At 74.1% G+C, this 15,394-nt stretch carries 12 protein-coding genes; 7 read left to right on the forward strand and 5 right to left on the reverse strand.

Annotation, left to right across the window (positions count from 1 at the left end; all coding sequences use genetic code 11):
- Positions 1-29 precede the first annotated feature (29 nt).
- A complete protein-coding gene (locus tag ACZ4UX_RS36190) occupies positions 30-1,679 on the forward strand; it encodes a CocE/NonD family hydrolase (protein WP_465709756.1) in 1,650 nt (549 codons plus the stop codon).
- Between the two features lie 19 nt (positions 1,680-1,698).
- Here the strand turns inward: ACZ4UX_RS36190 and ACZ4UX_RS36195 are convergent, their stop codons facing one another.
- The 3 genes from ACZ4UX_RS36195 to ACZ4UX_RS36205 all read right to left on the reverse strand — a co-directional run bounded on the left by ACZ4UX_RS36195 (position 1,699) and on the right by ACZ4UX_RS36205 (position 5,109).
- Positions 1,699-3,276 carry a phytoene desaturase family protein gene (locus ACZ4UX_RS36195; RefSeq protein WP_465709757.1) on the reverse strand — a complete coding sequence of 526 codons (1,578 nt, stop codon included), beginning with the start codon at positions 3,274-3,276 and terminating at the stop codon, positions 1,699-1,701.
- An 83-nt stretch (positions 3,277-3,359) separates the two neighbouring features.
- Positions 3,360-4,415, reverse strand: a complete 1,056-nt coding sequence (locus ACZ4UX_RS36200; protein ID WP_465709758.1) for a magnesium and cobalt transport protein CorA — start codon at positions 4,413-4,415, stop codon at positions 3,360-3,362.
- Positions 4,416-4,605: 190 nt separating this feature from the next.
- Positions 4,606-5,109 carry an Lrp/AsnC family transcriptional regulator gene (locus ACZ4UX_RS36205; RefSeq protein ID WP_380390848.1) on the reverse strand — a complete coding sequence of 168 codons (504 nt, stop codon included), beginning with the start codon at positions 5,107-5,109 and terminating at the stop codon, positions 4,606-4,608.
- Between the two features lie 227 nt (positions 5,110-5,336).
- Between ACZ4UX_RS36205 and ACZ4UX_RS36210 the strand changes: the two genes are divergently transcribed.
- Positions 5,337-6,992: a PLP-dependent aminotransferase family protein gene (locus tag ACZ4UX_RS36210; RefSeq protein WP_465709759.1), complete on the forward strand. Its 1,656-nt coding sequence runs from the start codon at positions 5,337-5,339 to the stop codon at positions 6,990-6,992.
- A gap of 82 nt (positions 6,993-7,074) precedes the next feature.
- On the opposite strand, the gene ACZ4UX_RS36215 is transcribed toward ACZ4UX_RS36210, so the two are convergent.
- Positions 7,075-8,730 carry a serine/threonine-protein kinase gene (locus tag ACZ4UX_RS36215; protein WP_465709760.1) on the reverse strand — a complete coding sequence of 552 codons (1,656 nt, stop codon included), beginning with the start codon at positions 8,728-8,730 and terminating at the stop codon, positions 7,075-7,077.
- A gap of 205 nt (positions 8,731-8,935) precedes the next feature.
- Between ACZ4UX_RS36215 and ACZ4UX_RS36220 the strand changes: the two genes are divergently transcribed.
- The 3 genes from ACZ4UX_RS36220 (at position 8,936) to ACZ4UX_RS36230 (ending at position 12,111) form a co-directional block, all read left to right on the forward strand.
- On the forward strand, positions 8,936-9,490 hold the full coding sequence (locus ACZ4UX_RS36220) for a TetR/AcrR family transcriptional regulator (RefSeq protein WP_380390854.1): 555 nt from the start codon (positions 8,936-8,938) through the stop codon (positions 9,488-9,490).
- Positions 9,491-9,705: 215 nt separating this feature from the next.
- Positions 9,706-10,824, forward strand: coding sequence for an agmatine deiminase family protein (locus tag ACZ4UX_RS36225; RefSeq protein WP_465709761.1), 1,119 nt, complete (start codon positions 9,706-9,708; stop codon positions 10,822-10,824).
- A 111-nt stretch (positions 10,825-10,935) separates the two neighbouring features.
- The gene (locus ACZ4UX_RS36230) at positions 10,936-12,111 is read left to right on the forward strand and encodes an agmatine deiminase family protein (protein ID WP_465709776.1); all 1,176 of its coding nucleotides are present in this window, start codon (positions 10,936-10,938) and stop codon (positions 12,109-12,111) included.
- Between the two features lie 63 nt (positions 12,112-12,174).
- Here ACZ4UX_RS36230 and ACZ4UX_RS36235 read toward each other — a convergent pair whose 3' ends face one another.
- A complete protein-coding gene (locus ACZ4UX_RS36235) occupies positions 12,175-12,786 on the reverse strand; it encodes a TetR/AcrR family transcriptional regulator (RefSeq protein WP_465709762.1) in 612 nt (203 codons plus the stop codon).
- Between the two features lie 257 nt (positions 12,787-13,043).
- On the opposite strand from ACZ4UX_RS36235, the gene ACZ4UX_RS36240 reads away from it, so the two are divergent.
- A complete protein-coding gene (locus ACZ4UX_RS36240; protein ID WP_465709763.1) occupies positions 13,044-14,225 on the forward strand; it encodes an agmatine deiminase family protein in 1,182 nt (393 codons plus the stop codon).
- A gap of 92 nt (positions 14,226-14,317) precedes the next feature.
- The gene (locus ACZ4UX_RS36245; protein ID WP_465709764.1) at positions 14,318-15,328 is read left to right on the forward strand and encodes an agmatine deiminase family protein; all 1,011 of its coding nucleotides are present in this window, start codon (positions 14,318-14,320) and stop codon (positions 15,326-15,328) included.
- The last annotated feature ends 66 nt before the right edge of the window (positions 15,329-15,394 follow it).

The following is a 15,394-nucleotide window of genomic DNA, read 5'->3' on the forward strand; positions in this document are numbered from 1 at the left end:
CCAGTGGTTCGAATGCAGAGGGAGCAGTGATGGAACGATCCCACCCCCGTCCCGGCCGCCGGGCGGCCAGTGCCGTCCTGGTGGCGGCGCTCGCGCTCGGGGGGGCCGCCGTCGCCCGGCCCGCCTCCGCGGCGACCCCGACGGCGACCCCCGCGAGCGGCCCGGCAGCCGGCCCCGCCGCCGGCGCCGTCGGGTCGTTCCGGCTGGCCGACATCCCGGCGAACGACGGCGTGGTGCTCAAGGCGGACGTGTTCACCCCGGCCCCCGGCAGTCCGGGGGCCGACCCGCGGGGGCGGTACCCGCTGGTGGTGCAGCCGGCCAGCTGGGGGCAGAACGACCTGGAGTACGTCGCCCAGGGCCACGCGCTCGCCGCCGCGGGCTACGTGGTCGTCACCTACACGGTGCGCGGCTTCTGGGGCTCCGGCGGCGAGGTCGACGTCGCCGGGCCGAAGGACGTCGCCGACATCTCCACGGTGATCGACTGGGCGCTGGCGCGAACCCCGGCGGACCCGGAGCGGATCGGCATGGTGGGGCTCTCGCTGGGCGGCGGCCTCACCCTGCTCGGCGCCGCCTTCGACCCCCGGATCAAGGCCGTCGCCTCGCTGAGCGGCTGGGCCGACCTGACCGACTCGCTGTACAGCGGGCAGACCCGGCACGTCCAGGCGGCCGCGGTGCTCGCCGGGATCCAGGCGCCGACCGGCCGCCGGAGTTCCGAGTTCAGCCGGGTGCTGGACGACCTCTTCGCCGACCGCGACCTGCCCGAGGTCGTCCGGTGGGCGGACACCCGCTCACCGGCCCGCTACCTGGACCGGATCAACGCCAACGGCACCGCCGTCCTGCTGGCGAACGCCTGGGGCGACAGCTTCTTCAACCCCGGCCAGGTGACGGCCTTCTACCAGCGCCTCACCGGGCCCAAGCGCCTCGAACTGCGCCCGGGCGACCATGCCGGCCAGGAGTTCACCGGCCTGCTCGGCCTCTCCAACGCCGCCTGGAGCAGCGCTCGTTCCTGGCTCGACCAGTACCTCAAGGGTGCCCCCGGCGACTCGCGGCCGCCGGTCGACCTGGCGGTCCGCCCCACCGGCGCGCACGAGGCCCACCCCGACTGGCAGGCCGTCAGCTCCCGTACCGAGACGCTGGCGCTGGGTGCCGAGGACCTCGGCGGACCGGCCGCCGGGGACTGGCGGTCGACGCTGCGCGGCAACGCCGCCTCCGGGGCGAGCGGCGGCGTCGCCCTGCTGTCCGGGCTGGCGGACCAGGTGCTCCACCGGGCGCCGACCGCGGTCGTCCCGCTGCTGGACCGCTCCGCCGCCGTCGTCCGGCAGTCGCCGCCCCGGCCGCGGGGCCTGGCGGTGCGCGGCGCGGCCCGGGTGCACACCACGGTGACCGCCTCCGCCCCGCAGGGCACGGCAGTCGCCTACCTCTACGACGTGGACGCGCTGGGCGTGGGCCGGCTGATCTCGCACGGCCCGCAGAGCTGGTCCGACCGGACGCCGGGGCAGCCGTTCCCGCTGGACGTCACGCTCTTCGCCACCGCCTACGACCTGCCCGCCGGTCACCGGCTCGCGCTGGTGCTCGGCACCCGGGACGCCCTCTACGGCGGTCGCACGCCGTCCGGCTCCACCGTGACCTTCGGCTCCACGCCGGCCGACCCGGCGGTGCTGGACCTGCCGGTGCGCTGAGCCGGTGGCCGTTCGGCGGCTACGGCCCGAGGTCCTCCAGGACGGCCTGTGCCGCGTTGTGGCCGGGGATGCCGCTGACGCCGCCGCCGCGGACCGCCCCCGCGCCGCACAGCAGCACGTTCGGGTGCGCCGTCGCCACGCCCCAGCGGGCGGCGGCGCCGTCCGGCTCCTCGGTCGCGTACGGGAACGCGAGGTCCCGGTGGAAGATGTGACCGCCCGGCAGGCCGATCTCCCGCTCCAGGTCCAGCGGGGTCCTGACCTCCACGCACGGCCGCCCGGCGGCGTCGGTGGCCAGGCAGTCGGCGAGCGGCTCGGCCAGCACCTCGTCGAGCCGGGCCAGGCTCGCCGCGAGCGCGAGCTCCTTGGCGGCCGGGTCGGTGAACAGCCGCGCGGGCATGTGCAGTCCGAACAGGGTGAGCGTTTGGAGCCCCTGCCGGAGCGCCTCGGGCCCGAGGATCGACGGGTCGGTGAGGGTGTGGCAGTAGATCTCCGACGGCGGCATCGAGGGCATCCGGCCGGCCGACGCCTCGGCGTGGGCCGTCTCCAACTGCCGGTACCCCTCGGCGATGTGGAAGGTCCCCGCGAAGGCGTCGCGGGGATCCGCGGCCGGGTCCCGGAGCCGTGGCAGCCGGCGCAGCACCATGTTGACCTTCAGCTGGGCGCCCTCCGGGGCGGGCCCGGGGTCCTCGCCCAGCAGCCGGGCCAGGACGGCCGGGGCGGCGTTCGCCAGGACCCGGCGGCCCACCGCGGTGGCCTCGCCGCCCCGGTGGCGGTAGGACACCTCGGCCTCTCCGGTGCCGTCGGTGGCGACGGCGGTGACCTCGCAGCCGGTCCGGATCTCCGCGCCGGCCGCCAGCGCCGCCTCGGCCAGCGCGCCCGTCACCGCGCCCATCCCGCCGACCGGGACGTCCCAGTCGCCCGTCCCGTTGCCGATCACGTGGTACAGGAAGCAGCGGTTCTGCAGCAGCGAGGGGTCGTGGGCGTGGGTGAAGGTGCCGATCAGCGCGTCCGTCAGCACCACGCCGCGGACCAGGTCGTCGGTGAAGGTCCGCTCGATCGTCTCGCCCAGCGGGCGTTCGAAGAACGACTCCCAGACGGCGTCGTCCGCGATCAGCCGGCGCAGACCGGCCCGGGCGGGCAGCGGCTCGGTGAGCGTCGGGAACACCCGCTCGGCGAGCTTCCCGGTCGCCGCGTAGAAGCTCTGCCAGGCCTCCCACTCGCGCGGGTCACCGGTCAGCGCCCGGAAGGACGCCGCGGTCCGGGCGGGGTCGGCGGCGTCCACCAGCAGACCGGTCGGCCGGCCGTCCCGGACGGTGGGCGTGTAGGAGGAGATCCGGCGCCGCCGCAGGTCCAGCCGGAGCCCGAGGTCCCGGACGACCCGGCGCGGCAGCAGGCTCACCAGGTACGAGTAGCGCGACAGCCGGGCGTCCACGCCCGCGAACGCCCGGGCCGACACCGCCGCCCCGCCCACCTGCGGCAGCCGTTCGAGCACCAGCACCCGGAGGCCGGCCCGGGCCAGGTAGGCCGCCGCCACCAGGGCGTTGTGGCCGCCGCCGACGATCACGACGTCGTGCCGGGAGAGCGGGTCCGCGTTCACGCGGTCACGCTACGCCCCGGCGGGCGGGTGGGGAACAGGCCGCGCGTCAGGTGGCCGGTATCCGCCGCGGGCGGTGGCCCGCCCTACCCCATCGGGGCCCTCGGGGTGTGCCGGACGGCGCTGTTCGCCCCCGGGACCGGCGGCGCCGGGCGGGCGCGCCGCCGGCGCAGCCAGATGTACAGCAGCAGGCACGGCAGCAGCAGGCCGCCGACGTTGAGGGCGACGAACGCGGTGAGGCTGCCGATGTGGTCGACCAGCCAGCCGAAGTTCTGGCCGAAGAAGCCGACCACGAAGGACAGCGGGAGGAAGACGGTCGCGACGATGGTGAGCCGCTCCATGGTGGCGGTCTGCCGGAGGTTGATCCGGTTCTGCTCGACGGAGATCACCGCGATGTTCGCCTCCAGGACGGTGGCCAGCAGGTCGCGCTGGGCGGCGACCTCCTCGTTGACCAGCAGCAGGTGGTCGTGCACGTCCCGGAAGTACGGCAGCAGTTCGGGCGCCGACCGGCCGGGCTGGAGCCGCCGGGCGAGCACGGCGAGCAGGGGGTGGACGACCCGGTAGAAGTCGGTGGCCTCGCGGCGCAGGAAGTAGATCCGTTCGGTCGGGGCGACCGTGCCGGAGAACACCGTGGCCTCGATCTCCTCGATGTCGCGTTCGAGTTCGGTGACGACGGGCGCGTAGCTGTCGACCACCTGGTCGAGGATCGCCCACAGGGTCGAGGCGCTGCCGGTCCGCAGCAGTTCGGGGCTGCGTTCGAGCCGGTTGCGGGCGCCGGCCAGCTCGCTGGCGATGCCCTGGCGGACGGTGATCACGAAGTGCTCGGCGAGGAAGAGGCTGATCTCGCCGGAGTCGACCTCCTCGCGCTCGTCGTCGTAGCGCGCGGTGCGCAGGATGATCAGCTCGGTGCCGTCCTCGTACCGCTCGGCCTTCGGCCGCAGGTGGTGGGCCTGGGCGTCCTCGACGGCGAGTTCGTGCAGTCCGAAGCCCTCGCGCACGGTGGCCAGCTCCTCGGGGGCCGGTTCGAACAGGCCCAGCCAGACGAACCCGCCCTGCGCGCAGCGCGCGGCCGCCTCCTCCAGCGGCATGGGGCCCTCGTGCTGGCGGCGTCCGTCGCGGTAGTGCGCGCAGTCGACGATCATGGCCTTCCTCCTCGTGCCCGGCCGACCGCACCGAGTGCCGCCGCTCCGGCGGTCGCGGCCGCCGCGGTCGCCCCCGCACTCGATGCTCCTCCGATTCGGCCGGACGTGCCGCACCGGCGGGCCCGAGTACCCCGGTACCCCGCCGCTCCGGCGGACCGGCCGGTCCGCCGCTCGCCGGGGGCCCGGCCGCTCAGCCGGTCGCCGGGAGCGGGTCGCCGAGGTAGCGGCGGCCGGCTATCTGCTCGAAGATCAGGTTGGTCCGGGTCTGCGCCACCGCCGGGTGGGTGGTGAGGTGGTCCACCACGAAGTCGCGCAGGCCCTCGGGTCCGGCGACGCCGACGTGCAGCAGGTAGTCGTCGGACCCCGCCATGTGGAACACCGCCAGGACGCCGGGCAGGTCGGGGGCGGTGCCGCGGAAGCTCTCGTTCTGCTCCCGGGTGTGGGCGCGCAGCCGGACGGAGATCATCGCCTGCAGCGGCAGGCCGATCGCGGCGGGGTCGACGTCGGCCCGGAAGCCCCGGATGATCCCGCGCTCCTGGAGGGCGCGGACCCTGGCCAGACAGGTGGAGGGGGCGATGCCCACCGCCTCGGCGAGCGCGTTGTTGGGCAGCCGGGCGTGGTCGGAGAGGACGCGCAGGATGGCCCGGTCCACGTCGTCGACGGGCGCTCTGCGGGTCGGTGGAATGTTCGGCATGCCGGGCAGGATTCCAGCTGTTTCCGCTGATCCGCAAGATCTCGGGCCGTGCCACCGAATCTTGTGCGGAGGAACTTCCCCCCGGCGTCGGGAAGTTCCATCCTGACCGCGAGCGTCGAACGCCCCCGCGGCGTTCCCCGCCGGTGGACGGCCCGCGGCGACCCCGTGCGGCCCCCACCGCGACCCCCACGTCGCCCCCCACCCCAACACCCTGGAGTGCCGCGCCCATGAGCCCGACCGCCACCTTCGCCGCCGCGACCGCCGTCGACCCGGGGGCGGAGCTGGACGGCCGCGACTTCGTGCTCCCCACCGGCGGGCTGGACGACGACCGGCGCCTGCACGCCCTGGACACCGTGGACGAGTACCTGACCCGCAAGCGCCGCCACCTGGTGGGCTACCAGGCCACCCAGGACATGCAGGGCTGCGCACTGGACCTGGCCCGGTTCATGCCGAACAACATCAACAACCTCGGCGACCCCTTCCAGAGCGGCGGCTACAAGCCGAACACCAAGGTGGTCGAGCGCGCGGTGCTCGACTACTACGCGGCCCTGTGGAACGCCGAGCGGCCGCACGACCCCGCCGACCCCGAGTCCTACTGGGGCTACATGCTCTCGATGGGCTCGACCGAGGGCAACATGTACGCGCTCTGGAACGCCCGGGACTACCTGAGCGGCAAGGCGCTGATCCAGCCGCCGACGGCCCCGTTCGACGCCCTGCGGTACGTGCAGGCCGCGCCCGACCGGGACAACCCGAACGCGCACCGGCCGGTGGCCTTCTACTCCGAGGACACCCACTACTCCTTCGCCAAGGCGGTGCGGGTGCTGGGTGTCGAGACCTTCCACGCCGTGGGCCTGGAGAAGTACGCGGACCGGTGTCCGCTGGTCGACCCCGCCACGGGGCGCCGCGAGTGGCCCACCGAGGTGCCCTCCCGCCCCGGCCCCTCGGGCCTCTCCTGGGACGGCCCGGGCGAGATCGACGTCGACGCCCTCGCGGTGCTGGTCGAGTTCTTCGCCGCGAACGGGCACCCGGTCTTCGTGAACCTCAACCTCGGCAGCACCTTCAAGGGCGCCCACGACGACGTCCGGCAGGTCTGCGAGCGGCTGCTGCCGATCTTCGAGCGGTACGGCCTGGTCGAGCGCCAGGTGGTCTACGGCACGGACCCGCGGACCGGGGAGCCGCTGGTCGACCTGCGCCGGGGCTTCTGGATCCACGTGGACGGCGCGCTCGGCGCCGGCTACGCGCCGTTCCTGCGGCTGGCCAACCAGGACCCGGCGTACGGCTGGACCCCCGACGTCGAACTGCCCGAGTACGACTTCGGCCTGAGGCTGCCCACCCGGGAGCACGGCGAGCTGGACATGGTCTCCTCGATCGCGATGAGCGGCCACAAGTGGCCCGGCGCGCCCTGGCCCTGCGGCATCTACATGACGAAGGTCAAGTACCAGATCTCGCCGCCGTCCCAGCCGGAGTACATCGGCGCGCCGGACACCACCTTCGCGGGCTCCCGCAACGGCTTCTCCCCGCTGGTCATCTGGGACCACCTGTCCCGGCACTCCTACCAGGACCAGGTGGACCGGATACGCCGGGCCCAGGAGCTGGCCGGGTACCTGGAGCGGCGGCTGCGGGGGATCGAGCGGGAGACGGGCGTCGAACTCTGGCCGGCCCGCACCCCGGGCGCGGTCACCGTGCGGTTCCGCAAGCCGAGCCCCGAGCTGGTGGCGAAGTGGTCGCTGTCCTCCCAGGACGTGCTGATGGTCCCGGGCGACGAGACCACCCGCCGCAGCTACGTGCACGTCTTCGTGATGCCCTCGGTCGACCGGGCGAAGCTGGACGCCCTGCTGGCCGACCTCGCCCGGGACCCGGTCGTGCTCGGGTCGGCCGGGTGACGCGAAGGGCCAGGGGACGCGGTCGGCCGGGTGACGGGAACGGCCGGGTGACGCGCAGGGCCGCCGGGCCCGGCCCCGCGGGTCAGGCGGCGCGGCGGTAGTAGGTGACGGAGACCCTGACCGGCGCGTCGTCCGGACCGGTGGCGAGCGCCCGGACGAGGGCGATGTCCCGGCCGCCCCGGGCGCGGACGCAGAACGCGCGGTCGGTGCGCACGGCGCTGAAGGACAACGTGGCGGCGGGCTGGGTCTCGATGCCCTTGACGCAGTCGGGCAGGGTCAGCCGATCGGTCGGGGCGACGTAGGCGTCGCTGTCCTCCGGGACGTAGAACTCGCCGGCGTGGCGGCCCAGGTACCAGGTGGAGGTGTCCTGGGCGGCGACCTTCCCGGTCCTGAGGTCGAACTCGTAGGAGTGGTCGGGGGAGGTGAGTTCCAGGCCGGTGTAGACGGCGGTGAAGCCGGGGAGCGTGGTCGGCTCCGGAGCGGCCGAGGGGGCGGCCGAGGGGGTCGGCGGGGGAGTGGTCGGCGCCGCGGCGGCCGTTGCCGACGGCGGCGCGCTGCCGGTGGCGGCGACGTTCTGGTCGTCCAGGTCGTCGAGGTACCCGGGGTCGAGCAGCAGGAACGCCCCGGCGGCGCCGACCAGCAGGGCCGCGGTGGTCAGCAGCGCGGTACGGGCGCCGCGGCGTGCGCCGCGCACCGCCCGGCGTCCGGTGGGGGCCGGCTGCAGCCGGGTCTGCGGCGCGTCCGGCCGGACCACGGCGGTCGGTGCCGCAGCCGCCGCGAGGTCCGGACCGGGCGCGGCCCGGTGGGGCGTGGTCGGCAGGTCGGTGTGGCGGTGCAGCGCGGTGCTGACCCGCTGGGGCAGCCAGTCGTCGGAGAGGCGCAGCTCGCCGCCGGTGGCCGGGTGGTCGCGGGCGGCCTCGATCAGCCGGGTGGTGTCCGGCCGGTGCTCCGGGTCCTTGGCGAGGCAGCCCCGGACCAGGTCGTGCAGCCCCTCCGGCAGCCGGGAGAGGTCCGGCTCCTCGTGCACCGCCCGGTAGAGCGAGGCCGGCTCGGGGCCGTCGCCGAAGGGCGGGGTGCCGGAGCCGACGAAGGCGATCAGGGCGCCGAGCGCGAAGACGTCGGTGGCCGGGGTGGCGGCCAGCCCGAGGACCTGCTCGGGGGCCATGAAGCCGGGGGAGCCGATCCGCAGGCCGGTGCCGGTGAGCGGGCTGGCGTCGGCGGCGCGGGCGATGCCGAAGTCGATGACGCGGGGGCCGTCGGCGGCGATCAGCACGTTGGCGGGCTTGAGGTCGCGGTGGACGACTCCGGCGGCGTGGATCACCTGGAGGGCCTCGGCGATCCCGGCCAGGAGCAGGACGACGGTCCGCTCGGGCAGCGGGCCGTGCTGCTGGACGACCTGCTGGAGCGAGGGGCCGGGGACGAAGGCGGTGGCCAGCCAGGGCGCGGCGGCGTCGGTGCCGGCGTCGACCACCTGGGCCGTGTAGAGGCCGTGGATGCGCCGGGCGCTGGCCACCTCCTGGGTGAAGCGGTGCCGGAACTCCGGGTCCTCGGCGAGTTCGGGCCGGACGACCTTGAGCGCCACCGGGCGCCCGCCGGGCGTGTAGGCGAGGTAGACGCGGCCCATGCCGCCCGCGCCCAGCCGTGCGCAGAGGCGGTAGCCGCCGACCTCGCGCGGGTCGTCCGGGGACAGCGCCTGGAACGCCGTGGGCGACGGGGCGCCGAAGGGCTCTGCGGTCATGCTGGCTCCCAGCGGATCGAGTGAGGCGGATCGAGTGAGGGTGGCGGCGCCGGCCCGGTGGGAGGGCCCACCGCTTCGCCGGTGTCCGGGATCGCACCGGATCATAACCCCGACTGTAGTTTCAGTCAGGTTCGGGTCGGGAGGCATCCGCCGGGCGGACCTCCCGGTAGGATGATCCCTCGTGGCTGACCGTCGAACCTTGATCATGGAAGCGGCCGCGCGGGTCATCGCCCGGCGCGGTGTCCGCGGGCTGCGGGTGGAGGAGCTGGCGTCCGAAGCCGGCGTGTCCACCGCGCTGATCTACTACCACTTCAAGGACCGCGCGGGGATCCTCCGGGCGACGTTGGAGTTCATCAACGACCGGGCCGGTCGCTACACGACCGAGCGCGCCCCGGACGCCCCGCCGCTGGACGCCCGGGGCGAGCTGGAGCAGACCCTGCTGCTGGAACTCCAGGACACCCCCGAAGTGCGGGAGAACAGCACGGCCTGGGGCGAGCTGCGGGCGAGCGCGGTGTTCGACCCGGACCTGCGGGAGGACCTGGCCCGCGCGACGCTGGTCTGGGTGCAGGAGGTCGCCGACCTGCTGGGCAAGGTGCGGCCGATGAACGGAGCCGCCGCGCTGGCGAGTTCCGCCGAGCGGCTGACCGCGCTCATGGAGGGGCTCAGCGTCCGGTGGCTCAGCGGCAGCCTGCCGGGGGAGCACGCGCGCGAGCTGATGAGCGGCGCGATCGACATCGAGCTGGAGCGGCTGCGCCGCTAGACGCCGAGGTCCGGACCGGCCCCGACCGGCCCGGTCCGGACCTGTTCGCGCCCGGGGGGAGCGGTCCGACTCGGCGGGGCACACCCATGTCCGTGTTCTTGACTGAATTTTCAGTCAGTGCGAGAGTGGGGCCGTGGCGCCGGGTACGACGGCCCGACCGCCCACGGCAAGGCCACCGGTCACCCGGTGGGCAATACTTGATTCTGGAGATCCGCATGAGCGACAACCAGGGCGACGGCCGTTCCCTGTTCGGCCGACTCTTCGGAGCGGAGCCCCCGCGCGGTCCGGTCCCGGAGGCAGGGCGGACCGACCACGCCGAGGCGGGGCTCCCGCAGTGGTGGGTGGACCGCGACGACGTCCCGCACGCCCGCACCTGGATGTCCTGGCCGTCCCGCAAGTCCGTCTGGGGCCGGCAGCTGGCGGGCGTCCAGCAGGACATCGCGCTGATCGCGCGGACGATCGCGCGCTTCGAGCCGGTGGTCATGTGCGCCCCGGACGGCTACAGCGTCCAGGAGGCCCGGTCCGCCTGCGGCCCCGCCGTCACGGTGACCGACGCCGTCCCCACCGACGACCTCTGGATGCGGGACACCGCCCCGGTGTTCCGCCGCGACGGTCGCGGGCGGCTCGACGCCGTCGGCCTCAACTTCAACGGCTGGGGGAACAAGCAGACCCACCGGGACGACGCCGAGGTCGCCCGCGGCATCGCCGAGATGCTCCGACTCCCCTTCTCCTACGCGGAGTTCGTCGGTGAGGGCGGGTCGGTCGAGACGGACGGCGACGGCACCCTGCTGGCCACCGAGAGCAGCCTGGTCAACAAGAACCGCAACCGGGGCATGAGCCGGGACGAGATCGAGGAGGCCGTGCTGGAGGTGTACGGCGCGGACCGGATGATCTGGGTCCCCGGGATCAAGGGCAAGGACATCACCGACGACCACATCGACGTCACCTCCCGGTTCGTCCGGCCCGGCGTCGTCCTGGTGCAGCTGCCCCCGGCGGACCGCAGTGACGTCTGGGCCCGGGACGCCCGCGAGCAGTTCGACATCCTCTCCCGGGCCACCGACGCCCGGGGCCGCCGGCTCCAGGTGATCCGGGTCGACGGCCCCGACACCGTCCGCTCGCGCGACCCGAAGTTCGTCGACTCCTACCTCAACTTCCACGTCGTCAACGGCGCGGTGATCGCGGCCCAGTTCGGCGACGTGTCCAAGGACGAGGCCGCCCGCCGCACCCTCGCCGAGGCGTTCCCCGGGCGCGAGGTCGTCCAGCTCGACGTCGACCGCCTGATGGCCGGGGGCGGCGGCATCCACTGCTCCACGATGCAGGAACCGCTCCCCTAGCAGCGGCCCCGGCCCCACGTCCCGCAGTCCTCCACCCTCGTCCAGCCGGAGTTCCCCGTGCCCAAGCCGCCCCCCTCCCGTACCTCCCGCGCCGTCCCGTCCCGCCGCACGATGCTGCGTGCCGCGGCGGGCGCCGGTCTGCTGACCCTCGGCGCCGCGGCCTGCGCCGCCCCGTCGGACGAACCGGAGCGGCCGACGCCCTCCGGCTCCGCCGAGCCGCCGGCCCCGGAGGCGTCCGCGCCGCCCGCGCCGGGCGGGTCGCCGGCGCCGGCCGGACGCAGGTTCGGCGCGGAGTGGGAGAGCCACGCCCGCACGTTCATGGCCTGGCCGGCGTCGACCGGGATCTGGGGGGACCAGCTCCCCGACGTCCGGGCCGACATCGCGCGGCTGGCCCGGGCCGTCGGCGGCTACGAGCCGGTGGTGATGTTCGCCCGCCCCGCCCAGGTGGACGCGGCGCAGAACGCCTGCGGCAAGGACGTCGAGGTCGTCCCGCTGCCGGTGGACGACCTGTGGGCGCGGGACACCGTGCCGGTCTTCGTCGAGGACGGCGGCACGCCGAAGGGCGTCGACTTCAACTTCAGCGGCTGGGGCAACAAGCAGAAGGAGCACGGCAACGACACGGCGCTGGCCGCCGCCGTCCTCGGCAAGTACGGGATCGAACGGGTCCGTACGCCGGTGGTCGCGGAGGGCGGCTCCTTCGAGACCGACGGCCAGGGCACCCTGATGGTCACCGAGAGCTCGGTGGTCAACCAGCGCCGCAACCCGGGCAGGAGCCGGGACGAGATCGAGGCCGAGCTCAAGAAGGCCCTCGGGGTGACCAAGGTGATCTGGTTCGCCGGCGTGCGCGACCAGGACATCACCGATGCGCACGTGGACTGCCTGGTGCGGTTCGCGGCGCCCGGGGTCGTCCTGCTGGACCAGCCGTTCCCCGGCGCGCCCGCCGACGTCTGGTCGCGCTCCGCCGCCCAGGCGCGCGAGGTGCTCAAGGGCGCCACCGACGCCCACGGCAAGCCGCTGAAGGTGATCGACCTGCCGCAGCCCGACCCGGACCGGATCACCGGGCGCGGTGACGCGTTCGTCTCCTCGTACATCAACTTCTACGTGGCCAACAAGTCGCTGTTCCTGCCGCGCTTCGGTGATGCCAAGGCCGACGACCGGGCCCAGCAGATCCTGCGCGACCACTTCCCCGGCCGCGACATCGTCCCGGTGAAGATCGACAACATCGCCTCCGGCGGCGGCGGGATCCACTGCTCCACCCACGACCAGCCCGGCAAGCCGACCGACTGAGCCGGCCGGTCCTCGCTCTTCACCGGCCCCGACCCGTCTCGCCGACCCTGACCGATCATCCGGTCAGGGTCGGCTGCCGACCGGTCGGCAACCCGCCATCTCCGCGTCGACCGCCTCGCCGAGCAGCGTGCGGGCGTGGTCGAGCGGCAGCGAGCCGCTCAGCCAGCGGACGCTGAGCCCCTCCAGCAGGGCGGTGAGCCGTTCCGCGGAGGCGGCGTGGGCGGGCGCGGTGCCGGCGGGGTGGGCGCGGCCGAGCAGTTCGGCGATCTCGTGCACCCAGGTGTGGGTGGCCCGGGCGAGGTCGTCGCGCAGGCTGGACTCGAACACCGCACTGGCCCTCAACTCGCCCCAGGCGGTGCTGTTCTCGCGCACCTCGGCGGAGTTCTGGAGCTCCAGCAGCAGGGCCTGCTCCAGCTCCGACCGGGGGCTCTGCTGTGCCCGATGGCCCCGGGCGGCGTTCTCCGGGTCGGGCTCCGCGGTGTAGCGGTCGGCCCGTTCGCCGATGAACGCCAGGGTCTCGCGGAGGATCCCGGCCCGGTCGGTGAAGTGGTAGTAGATCAGCGCGGTGGACACGCCGGCCTCGGACGCCAGTTCCCCCACCCGCAGCCCGCGTACGCCGCGTCGCGCGATCACGCGGGTGGCGGCTCTGACGATCTCTGTTCGACGGTCTGACACGGATCATCACTCTACTCGTACGGTTCCACTTTCGGGCCCACTTCCTGATCACAATTTCAGGACGCGGGCCCGGTCGGCGTTCGACGGCCTCAAAGGGGCTGCCGGGCGGCACTGCGCAGCGGTGCGTCCTCGCACGGAGCCGACATTTCGGGCCGCGGTCGAACCTGGCGAAGTCCTTTGCGCCAAAATATTGACTGAACTTTCAGTTCGGTCCAGGATGTGGTCACCCTCACCTCCCCATCCCTCCAGGGAGCCCCATGAACACCCCGAACACCCCGAGCACGCTTTCCCCCACCCGGCGCAGCCTGCTCAGGGCGGGCGCCGCGGCGCTCCCCCTGGCGGCCCTCGGTGCGGCGCTCCCGATGAGCGCCCGCGCGGCCGCCGCCCCGCAGGCCGGGCCGGTGCTGCGGATGCCGGCCGAGACCGACCGCCACACCCGGACCTTCATGGCCTGGCCCGCACTGTTCTCGGTCTGGCAGAACCAGCTGTCCGCCGTTCGCCGCAACATCGCGGACCTGGCCCGCCAGATCTCCCGCTTCGAGCCCGTGGTGGTCCTGGCCCGCCCCGGACAGGCCGCCGACGCCCGCTACTACTGCGGCTCCGGCGCCTACTACGCGATCGAGGTCCAGGAGATCGCCAACGACGACCTGTGGATCCGCGACTTCGGGCCGACCTTCGTCGTCGCGCCCGGCGCGATCGCCGGTGTCGACACCAACTTCAACGGCTGGGGCAAGACCGGCACGCCCTACTACCAGCCGTTCGACAAGGACGCCACGGCCGCCGCGACCCTCCTCGACGCCTACGGCATCGACCGGATCCGGGCCCCGTTCACCGGTGAGGGCGGCTCGCTGGAGACCGACGGCCAGGGCACCCTGCTGGCCACCGTCAGCTCGCTGGTCAACCCGAACCGCAACCCGGGCAAGTCCAAGGACCAGGTCGAGCAGGAGCTGCGGACGACGCTGGGCATGGACAAGGTCATCTGGGTCCCGGGCCTGGCCGGGCAGGACATCACCGACTGCCACATCGACTGCCTGGCCCGCTTCACCGCCCCCGGCGAGGTCCTGCTGGACCAGCCCGGCCCGGGCACGGACGCCCGCTGGGTCGCCGTCTACGACGAGGCCAAGCGGGCGCTGCAGAACGCCACCGACGCCCGCGGCCGGCGGCTGCGGATCACCGAACTCCCCGGCCCGGACCGCACCCTGATCCGCGGCCGCGGCAAGGACTTCCTGTCCAGCTACACCAACTACTACACCGTCAACGGCGCCGTCCTCGTCCCGCAGTTCGGCGAGGGCTACGCCGACGGCGTCGCCTACGCGATCCTCCAGGCCGCCTACCCCGACCGCCGGATCGTCCAGGTCGACATCGACGCCGTCGCGAGCGGCGGAGGCGGCATCCACTGCTCCACGCAGTCCCAGCCGGCCGTGCCCGACACCCTCTGAGGCGGCCCCGCTCCTCCCGCCCGGCGCCACCAGCCGTGCCCTGGCGGGGGCTTCCCCACCGACCGAACGTACGAGCAGAGAAGAGTTCCATCGTGAGTTTCCGGATGCCCGCCGAGTGGACCGAGCACGAGGGCTGTCTGATGGCCTGGCCCACCAGGGCCGAGCTCTGGGGCGAGACCCTGGACGAGGCGAGGCGGGAGTACGCCGGGGTGGCCCGGGCGATCGCCGAGTTCGAGCCGGTGACGATGGTCGCCTGCCCCGGGCAGGGCGAGGAGGCGCGCACCCTGTGCGGGGAGGGTGTCGAGGTCGTCGAACTGCCCCTCGACGACTCGTGGTTCCGCGACTCGGGCCCGATCTTCGTGCTCGGCCCCGACGGCGAGCGCGCCGGTGTGGACTTCCGCTTCAACGCCTGGGGCCGCAAGCACCACCCGTACGACACCGACGACCGGATCGCCGGCGTCCTGCTGGAGAAGCTGGGCGTCGAGCGGATCGACTCCCGGATGATCCTGGAGGGCGGGGCCGTCACCGTCGACGGCGAGGGCACCCTGATCACCACCGAGCAGTGCCTGCTCCACCCCAACCGCAACCCCGGCCTGAGCAAGGCCGAGATCGAGGCCGAGCTGATGGCCAAGCTCGGGGTCAGCACGGTGATCTGGCTGCCCTACGGCGGCCTGCTGGACACCGAGACCGACGGCCACGTCGACGGCGTCTGCGCCTTCGTGGCCCCGGGCAGGGTCGTCGTCCAGCTCCCCGACGACCCGGAGCACCCCGACTACCGGCGGATGCGCGACAACCGGGCCGTCCTGGAGGCGGCCGTCGACGCCAGGGGCCGCAAGCTGGAGATCGTCGACCTGCCGCAGAGCGCCTTCGTCGAGGTCGACGGCAAGGAGACCGAGGTCGGCTACCTCAACTTCTACATCGCCAACGGCGGCGTCGTCGTGCCGACCGCGGGCGTGCCGCAGGACGAGGAGGCCCTCGCGGTGATCGCCGCCGCCCTGCCCGGCCGCAAGGTCGTCGGGGTGCGCTCCCGGGTCATCGCCTTCGGCGGCGGCGGCGTCCACTGCATCACCCAGCAGGTGCCGGCGGCCCGCCCGGCCGGGTGACCGGCCCGCCACCCCCTCCCGACCGGACCGCGGGCCCGCACCCCACCCGCACCCAGGCCCGCCGGT

This window comes from Kitasatospora sp. NPDC028961, from assembly GCF_055564815.1.

Coding starts and splice junctions, on each gene's coding strand:
- ACZ4UX_RS36190 (WP_465709756.1), top strand. CDS start 30: ATGGAACGATCCCACCCCCGTCCCGGCCGCCGGGCGGCCAGTGCCGTC.
- ACZ4UX_RS36200 (WP_465709758.1), bottom strand. CDS start 4,415: ATGATCGTCGACTGCGCGCACTACCGCGACGGACGCCGCCAGCACGAG.
- ACZ4UX_RS36205 (WP_380390848.1), bottom strand. CDS start 5,109: ATGCCGAACATTCCACCGACCCGCAGAGCGCCCGTCGACGACGTGGAC.
- ACZ4UX_RS36210 (WP_465709759.1), top strand. CDS start 5,337: ATGAGCCCGACCGCCACCTTCGCCGCCGCGACCGCCGTCGACCCGGGG.
- ACZ4UX_RS36215 (WP_465709760.1), bottom strand. CDS start 8,730: ATGACCGCAGAGCCCTTCGGCGCCCCGTCGCCCACGGCGTTCCAGGCG.
- ACZ4UX_RS36220 (WP_380390854.1), top strand. CDS start 8,936: ATGGAAGCGGCCGCGCGGGTCATCGCCCGGCGCGGTGTCCGCGGGCTG.
- ACZ4UX_RS36225 (WP_465709761.1), top strand. CDS start 9,706: ATGAGCGACAACCAGGGCGACGGCCGTTCCCTGTTCGGCCGACTCTTC.
- ACZ4UX_RS36230 (WP_465709776.1), top strand. CDS start 10,936: ATGCTGCGTGCCGCGGCGGGCGCCGGTCTGCTGACCCTCGGCGCCGCG.
- ACZ4UX_RS36240 (WP_465709763.1), top strand. CDS start 13,044: ATGAACACCCCGAACACCCCGAGCACGCTTTCCCCCACCCGGCGCAGC.